General features: G+C 68.0%; 15 protein-coding genes. 7 read left to right on the top strand and 8 right to left on the bottom strand.

What is annotated here, in order from left to right; genetic code table 11:
• Positions 1-15: 15 nt before the first annotated feature.
• Entirely contained in the window at positions 16-1110 is a 1095-nt protein-coding gene (locus Hhyl6_RS06005) for a TSUP family transporter (protein WP_483738316.1), read from the bottom strand.
• A 185-nt stretch (positions 1111-1295) separates the two neighbouring features.
• On the opposite strand from Hhyl6_RS06005, the gene Hhyl6_RS06000 reads away from it, so the two are divergent.
• The gene (locus Hhyl6_RS06000; protein WP_483738315.1) at positions 1296-1478 is read left to right on the top strand and encodes a hypothetical protein; all 183 of its coding nucleotides are present in this window, start codon (positions 1296-1298) and stop codon (positions 1476-1478) included.
• Between the two features lie 476 nt (positions 1479-1954).
• Positions 1955-2881 (top strand): D-2-hydroxyacid dehydrogenase, encoded by a 927-nt coding sequence (gene ddh / locus Hhyl6_RS05995; RefSeq protein ID WP_483738314.1) that lies wholly within the window; start codon positions 1955-1957, stop codon positions 2879-2881.
• Here the strand turns inward: ddh and Hhyl6_RS05990 are convergent.
• Positions 2878-3513, bottom strand: coding sequence for a DsbA family oxidoreductase (locus Hhyl6_RS05990; RefSeq protein ID WP_483738313.1), 636 nt, complete (start codon positions 3511-3513; stop codon positions 2878-2880). The genes ddh and Hhyl6_RS05990 overlap by 4 nt on opposite strands.
• Positions 3514-3624: 111 nt before the next feature.
• Complete coding sequence (locus Hhyl6_RS05985; RefSeq protein ID WP_483738312.1) at positions 3625-4221, bottom strand: hypothetical protein; 597 nt, start codon at positions 4219-4221, stop codon at positions 3625-3627.
• Positions 4222-4534: 313 nt separating this feature from the next.
• Here Hhyl6_RS05985 and Hhyl6_RS05980 point away from each other — a divergent pair, with 313 nt between their 5' ends.
• A complete protein-coding gene (locus Hhyl6_RS05980) occupies positions 4535-4990 on the top strand; it encodes a ferritin-like domain-containing protein (protein WP_483738311.1) in 456 nt (151 codons plus the stop codon).
• Between the two features lie 100 nt (positions 4991-5090).
• Complete coding sequence (locus Hhyl6_RS05975; RefSeq protein ID WP_483738310.1) at positions 5091-5336, top strand: PRC-barrel domain containing protein; 246 nt, start codon at positions 5091-5093, stop codon at positions 5334-5336.
• A gap of 91 nt (positions 5337-5427) precedes the next feature.
• Here Hhyl6_RS05975 and thiD read toward each other — a convergent pair whose 3' ends face one another.
• The gene (gene thiD / locus Hhyl6_RS05970; protein WP_483738309.1) at positions 5428-6780 is read right to left on the bottom strand and encodes a bifunctional hydroxymethylpyrimidine kinase/phosphomethylpyrimidine kinase; all 1353 of its coding nucleotides are present in this window, start codon (positions 6778-6780) and stop codon (positions 5428-5430) included.
• Between the two features lie 169 nt (positions 6781-6949).
• Between thiD and Hhyl6_RS05965 the strand changes: the two genes are divergently transcribed.
• Positions 6950-7114 carry a DUF7331 family protein gene (locus Hhyl6_RS05965; RefSeq protein ID WP_483738308.1) on the top strand — a complete coding sequence of 55 codons (165 nt, stop codon included), beginning with the start codon at positions 6950-6952 and terminating at the stop codon, positions 7112-7114.
• On the opposite strand, the gene Hhyl6_RS05960 is transcribed toward Hhyl6_RS05965, so the two are convergent.
• From Hhyl6_RS05960 to Hhyl6_RS05945, 4 genes are read right to left on the bottom strand one after another with little or no spacing between them, the layout of a single operon-like run.
• Positions 7115-8137, bottom strand: a complete 1023-nt coding sequence (locus tag Hhyl6_RS05960; RefSeq protein ID WP_483738307.1) for an AIR synthase family protein — start codon at positions 8135-8137, stop codon at positions 7115-7117.
• 35 nt (positions 8138-8172) lie between these two features.
• A complete protein-coding gene (locus Hhyl6_RS05955; protein WP_483738306.1) occupies positions 8173-10341 on the bottom strand; it encodes a peptidase in 2169 nt (722 codons plus the stop codon).
• Between the two features lie 40 nt (positions 10342-10381).
• Positions 10382-10804, bottom strand: a complete 423-nt coding sequence (locus tag Hhyl6_RS05950; RefSeq protein ID WP_483738305.1) for an arsenate-mycothiol transferase ArsC — start codon at positions 10802-10804, stop codon at positions 10382-10384.
• Positions 10801-10941, bottom strand: coding sequence for a hypothetical protein (locus Hhyl6_RS05945; RefSeq protein ID WP_483738304.1), 141 nt, complete (start codon positions 10939-10941; stop codon positions 10801-10803). Before Hhyl6_RS05945 ends, Hhyl6_RS05950 begins: the two co-directional genes overlap by 4 nt.
• Before the next feature lie 303 nt (positions 10942-11244).
• Between Hhyl6_RS05945 and Hhyl6_RS05940 the strand changes: the two genes are divergently transcribed.
• Positions 11245-15933, top strand: coding sequence for a multicopper oxidase domain-containing protein (locus Hhyl6_RS05940; RefSeq protein WP_483738303.1), 4689 nt, complete (start codon positions 11245-11247; stop codon positions 15931-15933).
• Between the two features lie 73 nt (positions 15934-16006).
• Positions 16007-18694: a DNA mismatch repair protein MutS gene (gene mutS, locus Hhyl6_RS05935; protein ID WP_483738302.1), complete on the top strand. Its 2688-nt coding sequence runs from the start codon at positions 16007-16009 to the stop codon at positions 18692-18694.
• Positions 18695-18698 lie beyond the last annotated feature (4 nt).

Raw genomic sequence — 18698 nt, 5'->3', positions numbered from 1 at the left:
CAGGACGGCCCGCGGTTAGAAGGCACCGGCCGCCATCAGGAACAGCGCGACGGCGATGACGGCGAACAGGGCGCCGACGCCCTTCTTGATGAGACTCGTATCGAGCGCGGCCGAGACGTACGGAGCAATCTGTCCGCCGGTGGCCGTCGCGGGCACCGTCCAGACGACCATGTTCCACGGCGTCGACGCGAGGTCGATGCTGTGAGCGCCGGGGACGAGGCCGCCGCCGAAGACGTGGACCAGCGATGCGAGGATGGCCGTCGTCGCGACGACGATGTGGTTGGTCCCGATGGCGACCCGGACCGGCACGTCGGTCCGGAGCATCGAGATGATGCCCAGTTCGCCGATACCGAACCCGGCCAGCCCTTGGAAGACGCCACCGACGCTGTAGTTGGCGAAGCGCTCGAGGTAGCCGCCGTGCGAGTAGGTGTAGTCGTTCCCGTCCCTGTCGACGCGGGTGACGGTGCCCTCCTCGTCTTTCTCGACGCCGGCGGGGCCGAGTTTGTCGTCGTCGTTCGGGAGACCCGCCTCGGTGCCACCGTCCGCGGAGACGCCGGCCTCTTCGTCGCCGGCGGCGCCGGGTTCCTCGTGGCCGAGGTCGGCCTTGAACAGCAGGAACGACGCGGCGATGAGCGCCAGTCCCAACAGCGCGTGGAACACCGGTGCCGGGATGACGAACGAGAGGAGCGCGCCGGCGACGACGAACGGGATGCCCCCGAGGACGAGCGAGAGCGCCAGTCGGCGGTCGACCAGCCCGTACTGGATGAACGCCAGCGCCGAACTGGAGAGGCCGAACGACTCGCTGATGAGCCCGATTTTCACCAGTGTCTCCGGCGTGAGCGTCTCCCCGGCGATGACCGGGAAGAGGAAGATGAGGAACGGCACGAACAGTGCCGACCCGCTGATGCCGACCGTGTTGACGATGGTCGCGCCGGTGATGAACGCGAGGAACAACCACCAGTATTCGAGCCAGTAGCCCGCCCCCGACCCGCTGGTGGGTGCGAAGAAGTACACCCCCACCACGAACGCCAGCGGCGCGAGGAACACGAAGACGTGTTGGTACTTGAGAAAGGTCTTCTGGATGCTACCGGACGATGACGACGTGGTCATTGAATCGTGAAACCAGTGTAGTGAATCGGGACATAAGTGCGTTGTCGTCTGGACCGACGGCTGGAACATAATTCGTGAGGGACAGGCGCTCTGGAGGGCCAATAATCAATGAACACGCCTGCGTTCGCGTGCGTGGTCATAAGTCCCTAACGTTTATTGTACCGGCCGTGAAAAATCGTGATGTAATGAGTTTTCCAGAGGGGCCCATGGAGGCAGAGCAGTCCTACGACGACAGTCACGACGCAGTCGACCGCGCCCCGACGGACGGACTCATCGCGACGGTAACGCGGGCTATCCGGACCCACGTAGCGACGTGGGCTGACCGCTACGTCCAGATGCGCGTCGAAGCCCGTACCGGCCGTCGCTAGCGGCGTCGGTCGACCGTTCTCTCTGTGCCACCGTCGCCACCCTCGGGTCTACGCACCGGTTCGGTGGCGGCACACACCGCTTCCACGCGAGTCGCGTAGCGACGCTATCGTGGCCGTCACCGACGTCCACCGAAAGGTAGTAGCCCGGGCGTCGGCGACCCGACGTTCGGCGAGGCGTACTTCGGTGCGCCCGACGACGAGATGGTCGCCGTCGACGGCGACGATGCGACGGCGGGCTGTACGCCGACGAGAGTGGGCGCTACGAGCTCGAGCCAGCCGACGAGGGGGAAACGGCGTTCAGTTCGGACCAGTCGATTTGAGACATACTCACGGACGAGAACGAGTCCGACCGCTTGCTCCCTCGAGGTTCGAGTAGCACGCCGCCCCTCTCTCGCTCTCCATCGTAGTACTCCTGCACCCACTCCCGACCCCGCCTACCGCGAAACCACTAACACGCCGCTCTACGACGAATCGGTATGGACATCGAGCGAATCGCGGTCCACGAGTCGGCCGGTCGAGCGTTCCCGCTGTCGGCGCTGGTCGAGTCGCTGTCGTCGCTCTCCGTGCCCGTCGAACCTGTCGAGGACGGCGAGACGTACGGCCCCGGCGACTGCGTCGTCACCTTCTCGCCCCGCGAGGCGTTCCTCGACGCGGCGTGGGTCCACGGGGTGCGGGCCGGTTACGACGAGTTCGACACGGCGGCCTACGAGGCGAGCGGCACCGTCCTCACGAACAGCACCGGCATCCACGGCGACACGGTGCCGGAGACGGTGGTCGGCTACCTCACGATGTTCGCCCGACGACTCCACGTCTACCGGGACCAACAGCACGAGCGCGTCTGGGACCACGAGGCCTACGAGGTGCCCTTCACGTTGACCGGCGAGCGGGTCTGTGTCGTCGGTCTGGGCACCATCGGGCAGGGCATCGCCCGACGGGCCGACGCGCTGGGGATGGACGTGGTCGGGGTCCGGCGATCGGGCGACCCCGTTGAGGGCGTCGAGCGGGTGTACACGCCCGACGAACTCGACGCCGCCGTCGCCGACGCTCGGTTCGTCGTCCTCGCGGTGCCGCTGACCGACGCCACCGAGGGGCTGGTCGACGCCACCGTCCTCGACGCGATGCCCGACGACGCCTACCTCGTCAACGTCGCTCGCGGCGACGTCGTCGTCGAGGACGCACTGCTCTCGGCGCTTGAGGACGGCCGTATCGCGGGGGCCGCCATCGACGCCTACTGGGAGGAACCGCTCCCCGAGGACCACCCGCTGTGGGGCTACGAGGAGGTCATCATGTCACCGCACTGCGCGGCGTTCACGAACCACTATCACGAGGACGTCGCCGGCCTCGTCCGCGAGAACGTCGAACGGGCGGCCCGCGGGGAGCCGCTGCAAAACCGCGTCGTCTAGGTCCCTTCGACCAGCCGTTCGAGCTGTTCGGGCGGCACCGCGCCGCGAGCGGCGTAGCCGTCGTAGGCGAACGTCGGGACGCCCGTGACGCCCTGCCGCCGCGCCGCGGCGAACTGCTCGCGGACCGTCGCCCGGAGGTCGTCGTCGTCGAGCGTCGAGCGCACCTCGTCTACGTCGACGCCGGCGTCCTCGGCGAGTTCGACCAGTACGTCCTCGTCGCCGATGTCCCGCCCCGCCTGCCAGAGCGCCTCGAAGACGGCGACGTCGAACTCCAGCCACGTCTCGTAGTCGTAGTGGTCCTCGACGTAGTAGGAGACGACCTGCGCGGGCAGGGAGTCGACGTCGGTGGCGATGTCTACGTCCATCTCCACGTCGTACTTCTCCTGCAGGCGGCGGACGCCCTGCTTGGCCTGCTCGTAGTACTCGTCGTCTTTCCCGTCGTCGACGGAGTGGTCGATGGTGCCGTCCGGGTTGCGCTTCTGACTCCGCAGGTCGAACGGGTGCCAGTCGATTTCGAGGGCGGACTCCCGCGTCGCCTGATACTGTCGCAGGGACTCGCGCCCGAGGTAACAGAACGGGCAGACGTAGTCGGAGTACACCGTGATTCGCTCGCTCTCCCGTGTCTCGCTCATACTTGCGCGTTCTACCCCGTCACTCGTTAAGAGCGGGGGCCGGTCGTGTTCGGTGGGCGCACGACCGGGGGTCGACCGCTTCGGTCGGCGGTCACGCCGAGAGGCGGGCGGTCACGCCGAGAGGCGGGCGGCCACGCCGTCGACGTGGGCCATCCCGACGACGGCGACCACGTCACCCCGCGACCGGAGCGTCGCCAGTCGGTCGGCCATGTGTCGCTCGCGGGCCGTCGTACGAACGGTGGCGGCGGGCGGTGGGTCGAACGCCGCCAGCATCGCTTCGGCCGTCCGCATCCGCTCTTGCTCGTCGGTGGCCTGTCGCTGGGCGTCGTCGCTCCACCCGGCGTCGTACACCGTCGGCGCGTCGACGGCCACCCGCATCGCCGTCAGCGCGGCCACCGTCGCGGCCATCCGACGGACGACGGCGGTTCGCGTCACCGAGAGGACGGCCTGCCCCGTCTCCCGGACGGTGTCGAGCGACGCTCGTTCCCGGAACAGCGCGGCCGCGACCCGCCCGAGGAACGCCGGGGTGGGGCCGTCGATGCCGACCACGTCGGCGTCCTCGGCCGCCTGTATCGCGGCGCTCATCTCCCCGCCGAAGGTCGGCGGCGTCAGCGCGTCGCTCGCGTGGTGTTCGAACAGGGGCACCGCGAGCGGCGGGAGTTCGAGTGCGAGAACGGCCGGGGACTCCTCCTCGACCACCGACTGCACGCGGTACGCGCTGGCAGGGTGGTCGTGGAGGGTGCCGACGAGGACGACGTCGCCGTCGGCGCCGGTCCCGGGGACACGTTCGAGACACTCCTCGCGGAGACGGGGGTCGGCCGACGCCTCGTCGCTCGACTTCGCTTCGGTAATAGTGGGGTATCAGGCCGAACACGCGTATTACTCTTGCGCCACCGTCAGGCCTATTGACACCTCCGGGGTCCCCGTCTCAGCCGGCACGAGTCCACGGACGCGGTAGGCGGGTTGTACCTCGATTGCACTGACCCCGCCTTGTTTACGTGTCCCGCCCGAAGCGGGTGGCATGGCAGACGACCGCGTCATCGAACTGCTGCGAAAGGCGTACGGCGACGAGATGGAGACGGTGATGAACTACCAGACGAACGCCATCGTCCTCGACGGCGTCCGCGCCGAGGAGATAAAGGAGAGCCTCCAGCAGGACATCCAGGAGGAACTGGGTCACGCCGAACAGTTGGGCCAGCGTCTCAAGCAACTCGACGCCCAGCCCCCGGGGTCGGCGGAGTTCGTCGCGCGACAGGACTCCCTCCAACCACCCGAGGAGTCGACTGACGTCCTGTCGGTCATCGAGGGCGTCCTCGACGCAGAGAACGACGCCATCCAGACCTACCGCGACCTCATCGACGCCGCCGAGGCGGCCAACGACCCGGTCACGGAGGACCTCGCGGTCACCGTCCTCGCCGACGAGGAGGCCCACCGGACGGAGTTCCGCGGGTTCCGCAAGGAGTATCGCAGCGACTGAGCTAACACGTCCCTAGGCAGCGGTAAGGGCGGCCCGTCCACGCCCGTCGTGGAGTTCTCCCAGCATAACAAAACCGCCCGTCTCGGCATGGGTAGATGCAATGGCGCGAACCAACCTGACCGAACGGGACGAGGGGAAGCGAGTCGTGAACGCCGACGGCGAGACCATCGGGATGATATCGGGGTTCCGCGGCGGCGACGCCTTCGTCGACCCCGACCCGGGCATCACGGACAAGATAATGTCGCGTCTCGGCTGGGAGAAGGTCGACGATGACGACTACAAACTCGACCCGGAGACGGTGGAGACCATCACAGACGACGAGGTTCGACTGAAGTCCGACCTGTAGGTGGCCGGCCGAGACGAGGAGACGAGGAGACAGCGCGACGGGTCTGTGGCGGCCCGCTCGACGGTTTTTCACGCACCCGCGGGTCGCCTGACTACTCCGTCACGGCGTCCAGTAGCGTCTCGGTGCGGTCGACCAGCGTCTCGCCGTCCCGAGCCAACAGCGTGACGCTCCCGGCGGCCCCCACCTCGCCGCGGTCGACGACGGCCACGGGCGGGTCCTCGCTGGTCTCGAAGGCTCGGTCGACGCCCCACGCCGTCGTGTCCGCGGGCGAGACGTCCTCGGGACGGTCAGCGGGGTCGTACCCCGAGACGGCCCCGCCGAGGTCCGACAGGGCCGACTCGACGGCGTCGGTCAGGCGGCAGTTCACGGCGTACCGGAGCGCCGGGTCGTGTTCGCGGGCCGCCAGCAGGAACCGTGCGACGGTCCCGCCTGCACCGAAGCGCACGCCGCGGTTCGGCCGCACCCCGTCCATCGTCCGCGCGATGCGGCCCTCGACGGCGGCCACCTCCTCGGGCGTCTCGGCGTAGGGCGTCGCGCCGGCGACGGTCATCCCCACCTCCGGGACCAGCGCCGAGACGTCGCGGTCGACGAGCGCCGCCACCGCCCGTTCGACGGCCTCGCTGGTCTCGTGGCGGGCCGCTTCGTTTCGCGTCTCGACCGTGTGGTGGACCGCGCCGGGGCCCTCGCCCACGTCGAGGTTGTATCGGACTGCTCGGGCCAACAGGTCGATGCCGGCCGCGACGGCCTCGTCGAGAGCGTCGCCGTGGGCCAGTCGCGTGGCGACGGCCGAGGAGAGCGTACACCCGGACCCGTGAGTGGCCTCGGTGTCGACCCGGTCGTGGCGGAACGTCGTCACCGAGTCGCCGGTCACCAGCACGTCGACCACCTCGTCGCCGGGGACGTGCCCGCCCTTGACGAGGGCGGCGTCGGCGCCCATCTCGACGATGTCCCGGCCCGCCGCCTCGGCGTCGCCGGGGTCGTCGATGGTCCGGCCGGTCAGCACCTCGGCCTCGTCGGCGTTCGGCGTGACGAGGGTCGCCTCGGCGACGAGGTCCTCGTAGGCCGCCTCGGCCTCGGGTTCCAGCAGTCGGTCGCCCGACGTGGCGACCATCACCGGGTCGACGACGAGGTTCGGCAGGGGCGTCTCCTCGACCACGAGGTCGATGACGTCGCTCACCGCGAGCATCCCCGTCTTGACCGCGGCCACGTCGAAGTCCTCGCGAATCGCCCGAATCTGGGCCTCGATGTCCTCGGTCGGCAGGAGGTGACTCCCTCGTACGCCCGTCGTGTTCTGTGCCGTGACGCTCGTGATGGCGCTGGTGCCGAAGGCCCCGCCGGCCTCGACGGTCTTCAGGTCCGCCTGTATGCCGGCCCCGCCGCCGGAGTCGCTGCCCGCGATGGTGAGTACGACCGGCGGCGTGACCGGTGCGTCCGCGCGTGTCATGCGTGGAGGCTGGACCGGCGGCCTCAAAGCGATGCTGGTCTGGCAGGTCCGCACGTGACCGCGCGCCGAGAAACCGACAGCCGGCACGCCATCCTAGTATGCTAATAATACTTCATACCACACCCGAGAAACGCTTATGTGTGAGAACTCCCCACACCCGGTGTAGACAATGGAACCGGCACCGAACGACTCCGGCGAGAACGACGAGCAGTACGGCAGTTTCACCACGGGCGGCGGCGACGTCGTCGTCTACGACACTGACAACCCCGAAGCGTGGCTTCAGTCCAGCTATGCCGTCGAAGTAGGGCCCTCGTCGGAGCGAACAAGCGCGTAACTACTCCTGCAGTTTCCCCATGTACTCCTCGAAGGTCCCCCAGAAGGGGTCGACCCCGGGGTGGTCCGTGGGTTCGCCGTCGACCACCAACCCGCTCCCTTCAGTGACGACGCCGGCGTCGGCCGCGGGGATGCCCTCGGCTTCGAGTGCGTCCAGTACGCCGTCGACGCCGTCGGGGTCGACGGCCGCCAGTAGCGTCCCCTCGCTGATGGAAATCCACGGGTCGATGCCGAAGAAGTCGCAGGCCTCGCGCACGCCGGGTTGGACCGGCACGCGCTCGGTCTCCAGTTCGACGCCGACGCCGGCGGCCCGCCCCATCTCGTAGAGGCCGCCGTAGATGCCACACTCGGTGGCGTCGTGCATCGCGTGAACGGGCCCCGCCGCGGCCGCCGTCAGCGCGTCCTTCACGGGACTCATGTCGTAGAACCGGTCGGTGGCGTCCGCGATGTCGTCGGCGTCCATCTCCCCGTCCATCAGCGACTCGAACTGGATGGAGAGCAGGCCTGTCGCCTCGATGGCCGGCCCCTTCGTGACGACGACGCGGTCCCCGACCTGCGCCCCGTCCGGGCGGACCAACTGGTCGAACTCACCGACCGAAATCGAGGTGGCACCGCCGACCATCGGGTAGTTACACCCGGCGTAGCGGCCGGTGTGGCCGGTGATGACCGAGACGCCCAACTCGCGGGCCTCCGCGTCGAACGTCTCCCAGACTGTCTGGAACTCCTCGTTCGTCATCTCGGGCGGGAGGTTGAAGTCGATGGAGAGGTGCGTCGGCGGCAGGCCCGACACCGCGACGTCGCTCATCAGGATGTGGAAGGCGAACCACGCCGCGCGCTCGAACCCCAGCGACGGCATCACGAACACCGGGTCGGTCGCCATCGCGACCGCTTTCTCGCCGACGTCCACGACGCCGAAGTCCACGCCGTGTTGCGGCCCGAGCGTGACGTCCTCGCGGTCGGCGCCGAGGTTCGGGTAGATGTACTCGCCGAAGAACTCGCGGTCGACCTTACCTAGCTCTGGCATGGGCGCGGCTACTACGCGGTGGTACTAAGCGGTGGCTATCTCCGCCGATGCCGTCGACTGCGTGCGGCGGCCACCGAGAGCAGGAGCGCCACCAGCGTCCCCACGACGGTGAACCCGGGACCGTTCTGGCCGGTCGTACTGGCCTCGGGTTCTGCCGTCGTCTGCGTCGCCGTCGCCCGCGTCCCGTTCGACGGCGTGACGGTCACCTCGATTGGCCGGGCACCGCCCGCCGAGACGACGACGTCGCCCGGGTCCGGGAGGGGGACGCCGCTGGCGACGCGGGTGGTGTTCTCCGGCGGGAGGAACACCTCTCGGGTCGCCACCTGCTCGTAGTCGCGCGTGAACACGATGGTCCCCGTCGCGGGCACCCGTGCGTCGTTGACCACCGTCGCCGTGACGACGACGGAACTCCCCTCGGTTGCCGTCAGCGAACTGACTTCGATGCCCGTGACGCGGGTCTCCGCGGGCCGTTCGACGACGACGGTGACGTTGTCGCCGTCGACGCTCAGGACGTAGCGTCCCGGCGTGACGAACGTGTGCGACAGGGGGACGACCGTCTGGTTCTGCGGGCCGATGCGGCCCTGTTCGGTGGCCACGCTCGTCCCGTTGATGTCGAGGGTCGCGTTGTAGGTGCCCTCGGTGCCGCCGGCGTTGCTGACGAGGGCCTCGACGGTCAGCGTCTCGCCGGTGGCGAGGCGTATCGGCGTGGTGTTCGTGACCGTCGTGGTCCGGTAGGAGCCGCTGACGCGGTAGCCGCCGTCCTCGGTGGCCTCCGGGAGGGCGTAACCGATTCTGGCGGGCACCTGTCCGAACACCCCGGCGTGGACCGTCTCGTTCCACATGGTCACGGACGCTGCCGTCTCCGTGTAGGCGGTGGCGTCGGTCCGCGAGTCCGTCCCACCCGCCTGCTCGACGGCAGTCAACAGGCGGTCTTGGGTCACCGGGTGGTTCAGCCCGTTCAGCCGCCTGAACGTGCCCTGAAACGTCGCCTCCTTCTCGGTCTCGCGGCGTATCTCCTCGTCGATGCGACCGGTCACCAGCGACCCCTTGACGTAGTTCGCGTTGCGCTCCCACGAGGAGGGGTCGGCGAGCACCACGCCGTCGTAGACGTCGCGGCTGCCGTCGTCGAGGGCCTCACGGAAAGCCGCGAAGTCGATGCGGTCCTGTTCGAGCGTCAGCATCGCCGCGTAGTAGACGGCGGTCCCCTCGGTCAGCCAGCGCGTCTCGCGGGTCGTCGTGAACGACTGTCTGCTGTGGACGTACTCGTGTAACCAGACGTTGTCGGCGGTGTCGAGTCGCTCGGTGTCGCGCACCCAGAGGTCCGACCCGCCGGTCTCCAACCCGCGGACGCCCCATTGGACGTCGTCGGTCGGCGCGGCCACGACGAACACCTCCTCGTCGCGGTCACCGACTCGCATGGCGTCGGAGGCGTCGGTCAGCGAGTCGAGAATCGCGTTCGGCGGTTCGGCCAGCGTCGCTCGCTCCGGGACCGCGAGTCGGAACGTCTGGTTGGCGGTCGTCCGCTCGAACGTGGTGACGGGGCCGAGATAGACGAGTTGGTCCCCGGCAGCCCCATCCCCGGCCGTCGTCACGTTCTGCCGGAAGACGACCGGGTCGGTACCGGTGTAGCGCCACCGCGTCGGCGTGTGCGACCGACTGATGAGCGCCCACTCCCCGGCGTCGACGGCGATGTACTGCCCGTCTGCGCCCTCGGGGCCGGTCCGCTCGATGGTCTGGTTGGGGTCGATGCGGTAGTCGATGGTCGCCGCGCCGGTGGTCCCGTCCCACTCGAAGGTGGTCCCGTTGACCCGGTCGAACCCGTCGCTGTCGGTCACCGAGGCGTTGGACGGAATCTGCGTCTGCAGGGAGACGACGCGGTCGGGTATCTCGTAGGTCAACTCGACGGCCACCTCGCCGGGCCGGTCGGGCGTCAGCCCGTAGGTCTGGGTCTGGCGGATGGCGTCCTCGTCTGCGACCTGTGCTAGTCCGGGGCCCGGAGGCAGACTCTCGGAATCGGTCCGGCCCGGAAGCGTGACGCTCGCGGGCGCAGTCGGCGCAGTCGCCACGTCCTGCTGTCGGGGCGCAGTCGGGTCCGGGCGCTCCCACTGGATGGGGTCGCCCGTCCCCGCCGCTGGTCCCACGGACGTGAGAACGAGCAGGAGTGCGACGGCGACGGCCACCCATCCACGGTGCGCCACGCGCATTGTCACCCTGTACCGGCCCCCGGTTCATATAGCTGACCGCTCAAGCGGTCTCTAACTCGGCTTCGACGTCGTCGAACACGTCGGCGACGCGACTGCGGACGTCGTCTCGAATCTCCCTGACTGCGGCTTCGTCCTGCCCGTCGGGGTCGTCCAGCGCCCAGTCGCGGACCTCGACGTCGGCGTCCAGCGAGAGCGTCGAACACCCCATGGTGACGACGAGGTCACAGGCCTCCAGTTCCTCGGTCGAGACTTCGCGCGGAGTCCGGTCCGAGAGGTCGACATCGAATTCCCGCATGGTTTCGACCACTTCGGGGTGGACGTGGTCGGCGGGGTGGGTGCCGCCGGTGACGACGTCGACGCGGTTGCCGAGACCGCGTTTCTCGACCTCCCGTTCGGCGAAGGCGGTCGACATCTGGGAGCGGCCGGCGTTCTGGACGCAGACGAAGGCGACCCGATACGTCATCGGTCGCCTCCCGTGGCGACCGGCATCGAGGGCCGCGTTCGGGCGGTCGTTCGAGCGAGGCGAGACAGGGCTCGTCGCGCCGTCGGCGCGACGGCGTTCTGGACGCAGACGACGGCGACGCGGAACGTGTCGGTCATGGTTGTGGGGGCCGGATGGTGCCCGTCGTTCGGGACCAGTCGTCCGGCCTGTAACCGGCTGTTTCGAAGGCGGCTAAATGGTGCTTTCGGTACGGTACGGTCTATATACCGCTCCTGAGGGCTATTTGCAGACCACTACCCGTCGGCCGTGTCACCGGTTCAGAGTCGGTTGAACGTCGCGTATGTCTCGCCGCGGTGAGACGACGTGGCACACCAGGCACTCCCCCCCCCAAAGTGTTAGTAGGGTTTTACAACCAGAAACCGGGTCGTTACCAAACCTATCTCGTGTGGGTGGTAATATGCATGTCACCGGACGCAGACGACGACATCGACACCCCGACCGACGTGGCCCCGGTCCAGCGCCGGACGTTCGTTCAAGGACTCGGGTTGCTCCCGCTCTCGACGACGCTGTTCGACGGCGAGGCCGACCCACAGACCGCTCGCTCACAGAACCGACCGAACGACGGTCGGACCCGCCGGTTCACCGTCCACGCCGTCGAGGTGGACATCTTCTACAACCAGTTCGGCCTCCACCAACCGAACGGCGTGATGTACGTTCTGGAGGAGAACCTCGACGCCGTACGGGCGGCGTCGGGCGTCGCCCCCGACGACGGGTTCTCGCTGGTCGAAGAGGAGACGGAGACGACCCAGACGGACTCGAACCCCGGACAGGGACAGGGACGGGGACCACCGGACGACGACGCAGACGGAGACGAGGTCGACACCTCGGTCATCGAACCGCTAGTCATCCGGGCCAACGAGGGAGACACGATACAGATTCGCTTCGTGAACCACCTCGACCGGCACGCCTCGATGCACCAGACGGCCCTGCCGTACAACGTGCGGACGTCCGACGGGATGGCCGTCGGCCTGAACCCCGACACGACCGCACCGCCGGGCGGCACCGTCCAGTACCGCTGGGAGGCGACCCACACGGGGACGCACTTCTTCTACGACGGGGCCAATCAGGCCGTCGACAGCGCCGACGAACCGCCCGAACAGGCGAACCTCCTCTCGCGTGGGCTGTTCGGGGCCATCGTCGTCGAACCCGAGGGCGCGACGTGGACGGACCCCGAGACTGGTGGGGAACTCCGAAGCGGGACGCGGGCGGTCATCCACGACCCCAACGGTCTGGGGACGACCTACCGGGAGTTCGTCCCGTTCTACCACACGCCCGAGGGGATGGAACCGGAAGTTTTCTGGCCCGACAGCGACGTCCCGCAGACGATACACGCCATCAACTACCGGGCGGACCCGCTCGGCCAACGCGACGACGAGTTCTACAACTCGTGGACCAACGGGGACCCCGGCGGGGGTGATAACGTCTTCGAGACGTACAAGGGCGACCCGGTGAAGTACACCTTCGTCGGGGCGTCGCTGGAGGAGAACCACGTCCACCACCTCCACCAGCACCGCTGGAAGGAGGTGCCGCGGACGGCGGCCGACACCCTCGACGCCCAGACCATCGGTCTCGGGGACACGTTCGACGCGTACCTCGTCGCCGGCCACGGTCCGCGGACGCTCCGTCAGTCGACGACCTTCGAAGAAGCCTTCGAAGTCGGTGCGGGCTACGTCCACGAGTCGACGGGCGACGTCCTCTTCCACTGTCACCTGTTCCCGCACTACGGCGAGGGGATGTGGGCCATCATGCGCATCCACGACGAGGTCCAACCCGACTTGGTGCCCCTCCCGAACTCCAGCGGCCTCATCGGCCCGGACGACGACACGCCGGGGTACCCGGAGTTCGTCGCCGACGCCATCCGCGAGGTGTACGACCTCGGCCCGGACGAGAGTCCAATCGGCAATCTGGCCCCGAAGCCACCACGCTCGTCGGTGAACAACCCGCGAGACCCGACCGACGTGGAGTTGGAGGTCTTCGGCAACGACTTCGAACCGGGTGCGCCGTACGCCGACCCGTGTCAGCGCCCTGACCCGGAGCGCATCGTCGAGTACACGATAGCGCTGATGCGACCGGGCAACGACAACGGCATCGTCTACAACGACACCGGGGACTACGACCCGGAGGCACTGGTCTACGTCCTCGACCAGGTCCGTCTCAAGGACCCCGACGGAACCGTTCGGGAGACTATCGACGTCGACGACGCCGAACTCCTCCGTGACGGCGAGTTGAACCCCGAACCGCTGTTCGTCCGGGCCAACGTCGGCGACTGCGTGGAGGTCCGCCTGCAGAACGAACTGGAAGAAGGGTTCCCGTCCTCGGTCCACCCGCACTTCGTCGGGTTCGACCAGTTGGGGTCGGAGTCGGTCACGACGGGGTTCAACTACGACCAAGCGACCGACCCCGGCGACACGATGCAGTACCGCTGGTACGCCGACGAGGAGGGCGCCATCTTCTTCCACGACCACATCATCGGCATCTCGGAGGTGATGCACGGCCTGTTCTGTGGCCTCATCGTGGAGCCAGAAGGGTCGGAGTGGCTGGACCCGTACTCGGGCGACTCAATCTACAGCGGCGCACAGGCCATCATCGACCCGCCGGAGAGCGAGGCCTTCCGCGAACAGGCGCTCCACTACCACGACTTCGCGCAGTTGCTGGACCCGGACACGGGCGAGTTCGTCAACCCCGACCGGGAACACGACCAGAACGCCGGGACGATGGCCATCAACTACCGGAACTCGCCGTTCTACCACCGCGATACCGAGGACCCGGCCTACGTCCACAGTTCGAAGACCCACGGCGACCCGGAGACGCCCGTTCTGGAGGCGTACGCGGGCGACCAACTGCGGTTCCGACTGTTCCAAGGGGCCTACGAGGAACAGCACAACTTCGGTATCCACGGCCTCCAGTTCGACCCCGAAGGATTCGCACAGCAGGATTCGGTCTCGCAGGTCATCGGCACCTCGGAGGCGTTCACGTTCACGGTGCCGTCCACGGAGACGGACCCCGACTTCGACCACATCACGAACCCGAACGACCTGCCGGTGCGGGACTACCGGTACGGCGCGAACATGATAGACGACTTGTGGACCGGGATGTGGGGTCTGACCCGAATCTGGGGCGGCGCAGTCGACCACCTCCAGGCGCTCCCCGGCCAAGACGCACCGAGCGAGTCCATCTCCGAGACCGACCTCGAAGCGATGGGACACCCGGCGCCCTTCGCCGACTTCGACTGGACAGAGGAGGGACAGCGCGCCAAACTCCGCTATGCCAGCGACGACGACCGAGCGTTTCCGCCGGACAAGGACGCCCGGCAGAACGGGAGCATCGGGGAGATTCCACCGGCACCCGACGACCCCGGCGACCCGTGCCCAGACGACGCACCGGTTCGGTCGTTCGACGTGACGGCGTTTCAGGTGGACATCCCCTACAACGACTACGGCGACCACGACGAGTACGGCGTCGTCTTCGCGCTGGACCGGTACGTCGACGAGATAAAGAACGGCGAGCGCCCGGTCGAACCGCTGACACTCCACGCCAACGAGGGCGACTGCATCGAGATAAACCTCACAAACGACCTGCCCGGGGACCTCGACGACCACGCCCACCCGAAGATGCGGGTCTCTCAGCCGTGGGACCGCTCCAGTCGCATCTCGTTACACCCGCTCTTGCTCGACTACGACGTCAACGGGTCCAACGGGTCGACGGTCGGGTTCAACTACGACACGACCGTCGAACGGGGCGAAACCATCACCTACCGCTGGTTCGCCAGCGGCGAGGTGGGGACGTCGCTCCTGTGGGACATGGCCGACGTCCGTAGCAACCGCCATCACGGCGCGTTCGGTCAGCTGGTAGTCGAGCCGCGGGATTCGGTGACGCTCGACTCGCGGACGGGTGAAGCGTCAGTCACCACCGCCGAGTCGATGATACAGACCGCCGACGGGACGCCTGACTTCCGCGAGAACGCGCTCATCTTCGCCGACGGACAGTTCATCCTGAACCGGGACGACCCCGACGACTGCGTGGTCCCGCCGGGCCCGGACATCGAGAACCCGAACGCCCCCTGCAACCAACTCGGCGACACCGAGGACCAGGGATACGGCGGTGTCAACTACCGGGCGGAACCGTTCGTCCGCCGGTTCGAACGCAACGACGCCCAACACCTCGTCTACAGTTCGCGCGTCCACGGCGACCCGAACACGCCAGTACTGAAGGCGCTCACCGACGACCCGGTTAGGTTCCGGGTCGCAAGCGGCGCTGACAAGGCCCGCTCGGTCGCGTTCCACCTCGCCGAACATCAGTGGCAGCGCTTCCAGGGCGTCGACGAGTCGCCCGTTGTCGGCGTCGACGGGCAACTCAGCCCCGGCAAGGCCGAGACGTTCAACCTGCTCGGTGGGGCCGGTGGGTTAGGGAGCGGCAGCGGCAACGGCGACTACATCTACCAGGAGACGAAACAGCGCCGCCGTCTCGAAGCGGGTCTGTGGGGCATCTTCCGGGTCCGCCGGCAACCGGACCGCTTCCCCGACGAAGCTATCCAGCCGTTGCCCGACCGGGCGGGGAACGTCCCCCTGTCCGGGCGACCCGGCTACGTCGTGCAGGTCGGCGACGTGACCGGCACGGGCAAGCAGGACGTGGTCGTCGGCGTTCCCGAGAGCGAAATCGGCGCGATGAACGCCGGTGCTGTCTACGTGTTCACCGACACGAACCCGAGCGAAGTCACGAGTCTCGCCGACGCGACGCTCCAGTTGCTCGGGACGACGGTGAGCCAGCAGGTCGGGTCGGGCGTCCGCCTCCGGCCGCGACAGGGCGAGAGCGCCAGCGACATCGTCGTCGAGACGGGTACGGACGAGACGTTCGTCGTCCCGGGCGGGCAGCCGTTCCGTGACCTCGTCGCCTCGCCGCCGGGGTCCGACGTAGCCGAGTTCGTCCGCCGGACGAGCAACACGCGAGTCAAGGCCGTCGCCGCGTTCGCCGACGCCGCGACGCCGGTCGACGGCAATACGAACGGGAACGGCAACGGCAACGGGAACGCGACTTCGGCCGGCGACGAAACCGGGACCGACGGGCAGAGCGGCGACGGGACCGACAGCTAACTCGGTCGACGGCGTTCGGTCCGGGCCGTCCGCTCCCGCAATCCTTACGCCGGGGACGGACAGAGACACGGCCATGACAGAGGCGACGGGTATCGTCGGGGAGTTCCTCTCGCTCAAGGAGGAGACCGACGCCGACATTCTGACGATGCAGTGTGGCGACTTCTACGAGTTCTTCGCCGACGACGCCGAACTAGTGGCCGAGGAACTGGACCTGAAGGTGAGCCAGAAGTCCTCCCACGGGTCGTCGTACCCGATGGCCGGCGTCCCCGTCGACGACTTGACGCCGTACGTCTCCGCGCTGGTGGAACGGGGCTACCGGGTCGCCGTCGCCGACCAACACGAGACGGCCGACGGCCACGCCCGCGAGATAACGCGGGTGGTGACGCCCGGCACGCACCTCGAAACCGGCGACGCCTCGGCCCAGTACCTCGCCGCCGTCGTCCGGCAGTCCGGCCGGGACGGCGACTCCTACGGACTGGCCTTCGCCGACGTGACGACCGGCCAGTTTCAGGTGACCCAACTCGACGACGCCGACCCCGGCGCCGTCCTCTCCGAACTGTACACGTTCGCGCCGGCGGAGGTCCTGCCCGGCCCCGACCTGCGGAACGACGACGACTTTCTGGACGCCCTCTCGGAGCGGTTGGACGCCGCCGTCTCCCTGCACGCCTCAGAGGCGTTCGCGCCCGGTCGGGCCCGCCATCGGGTGCGCGAGCAGTTCGGCGCCGAGACCTTATCGAGCGTGGGCATCGCCGACGACGACGCGGCCATCGCCGCCGCCGGTGCCGTCCTCTCGTACGTCGAGGAGACCGGCGTCGGGACGCTCGCGGCCGTCACGCGCCTGCAGGCCTACGGTGCCCGCGAACACGTCGCGCTGGACGCGACCACCCAGCGGAACCTCGAACTCACCGAGACGATGCAAGGCGGGACATCGGGGTCGCTGTTCGACACCGTCGACCACACGACGACGGCCGCCGGCGGGCGACTCCTCCGGCGGTGGCTCCAGCGCCCTCGCCGTGACCGCGGGGAACTCCAGCGCCGGCAGTCCTCGGTGGCGGCGCTGACCCGCGAGGCGATGGCCCGCGAGACGATTCGGGAGACCCTCTCGGACGCCTACGACCTCGAACGACTGGCATCCCGGGCCACCTCCGGGAGCGCCGACGCCCGGGACCTCCGGGCCGCCCAGGAGACGCTGGAACTGCTCCCGCAGGTCGCCGACGCCGTCGCGGAGACGGAGCGACTGGCCGAGTCGCCGCTGGCTGACGCGCTCTCGGGCGCGGACCGCGAGGCCGCCGCCGAACTGGCCGCGGAACTGGACGCGGCGCTCGTCGAGGACCCGCCGGGGACGGTCACGCAGGGCGGCCTGTTCCGCCGCGGCTACGACGACAGTCTTGACGAGGTCATCGACGACCACGAGGGCGCGTTGGAGTGGTTGGAGACCCTGCCCCAGCGAGAGAAAGAGCGCACCGGCATCACCCACCTCTCCGTCGACCGCAACAAGACCGACGGCTACTACATCCAGGTGGGGAAGTCAGAGACCGACAGCGTCCCCGAGGCGTACGAGGAGATAAAGACGCTCAAGAACTCCAAACGCTACACCATCCCCGAACTCGACGAGAAGGAGCGGGCCGTCCTCCGACTGGAGGAACGCCGCCACGAGATGGAGTACGACCTGTTCGAGGAGTTGCGTGAGCGGGTGGCCGAGCAGGCGACGCTCATGCAGGACGTGGGCCGTACGCTCGCCGAAATCGACGCGCTGGCGTCGCTGGCGGTCCACGCCGTCGAGAACGACTGGACCCGGCCCGAGGTCACCGACGGCGACGAACTGTCCATCGAGGCCGGTCGCCACCCCGTAGTCGAGCAGACCACCGAATTCGTCCCCAACGACCTCTATCTGGACCGCGACCGCCAGTTCCTCGTCGTCACCGGCCCCAACATGAGCGGGAAGTCGACGTACATGCGACAGGCCGCCCTCGTCACTCTGCTGGCGCAGGCCGGGAGTTTCGTCCCCGCGCGGTCGGCCACCGTCGGCCTCGTCGACGGCATCTACACCCGCGTCGGGGCCTTAGACGAACTCGCGCAGGGCCGCTCGACGTTCATGGTCGAGATGCAGGAACTGTCGAACATCCTCCACTCCGCCACCGAGGACTCGCTGGTGATTCTGGACGAGGTGGGCCGCGGGACGGCGACGTTCGACGGTATCAGCATCGCGTGGGCGGCCAGCGAGTACATCGCGACGAATATTCAGGCGAAAACCTTGTTCGCCACACACTATCACGAACTCACCGCGTTGGGCGAGTCACTTGAGACGGTCCACAACGTCCACGTCGCTGCCGACGAGACCGATGGTGATGTGACCTTCCTTCGGACAGTACGAGACGGTCCGACAGACCGCTCGTACGGTGTCCATGTCGCCGATTTAGCCGGTGTTCCCGAACCCGTCGTCGAGCGCTCGCGGGAGGTTCTGGATAGGCTGCGCGATGATAAGGCAATCGAGGTTCGTGGAAACACGAGCGGTAGCGAAACCAAACAGGCCGTCTTCGACCTGAACTCGGGACAATTCGCTACTGGTGGGGACACACAGCGAGTCGAGACCGACGGGAACCCCGAGGCAGCTACCGCCGACGAGTCAGATGGGACGGCTATCGACGCTGAGACACAATCGGTCCTCGAAGAGCTACAAGACCTCGATGTCAACGAAACTCCTCCCGTCGAACTGATGGCGACGGTCCAGCAGTGGCAGGACGAGTTAGACGAGGAGTGAGAGC

The organism is Haloarcula sp. H-hyl6 (assembly GCF_056934455.1).
The sequence above is the reverse complement of the archived record's forward strand: the minus strand, read 5'-3'. Positions and strand labels throughout refer to the sequence as shown.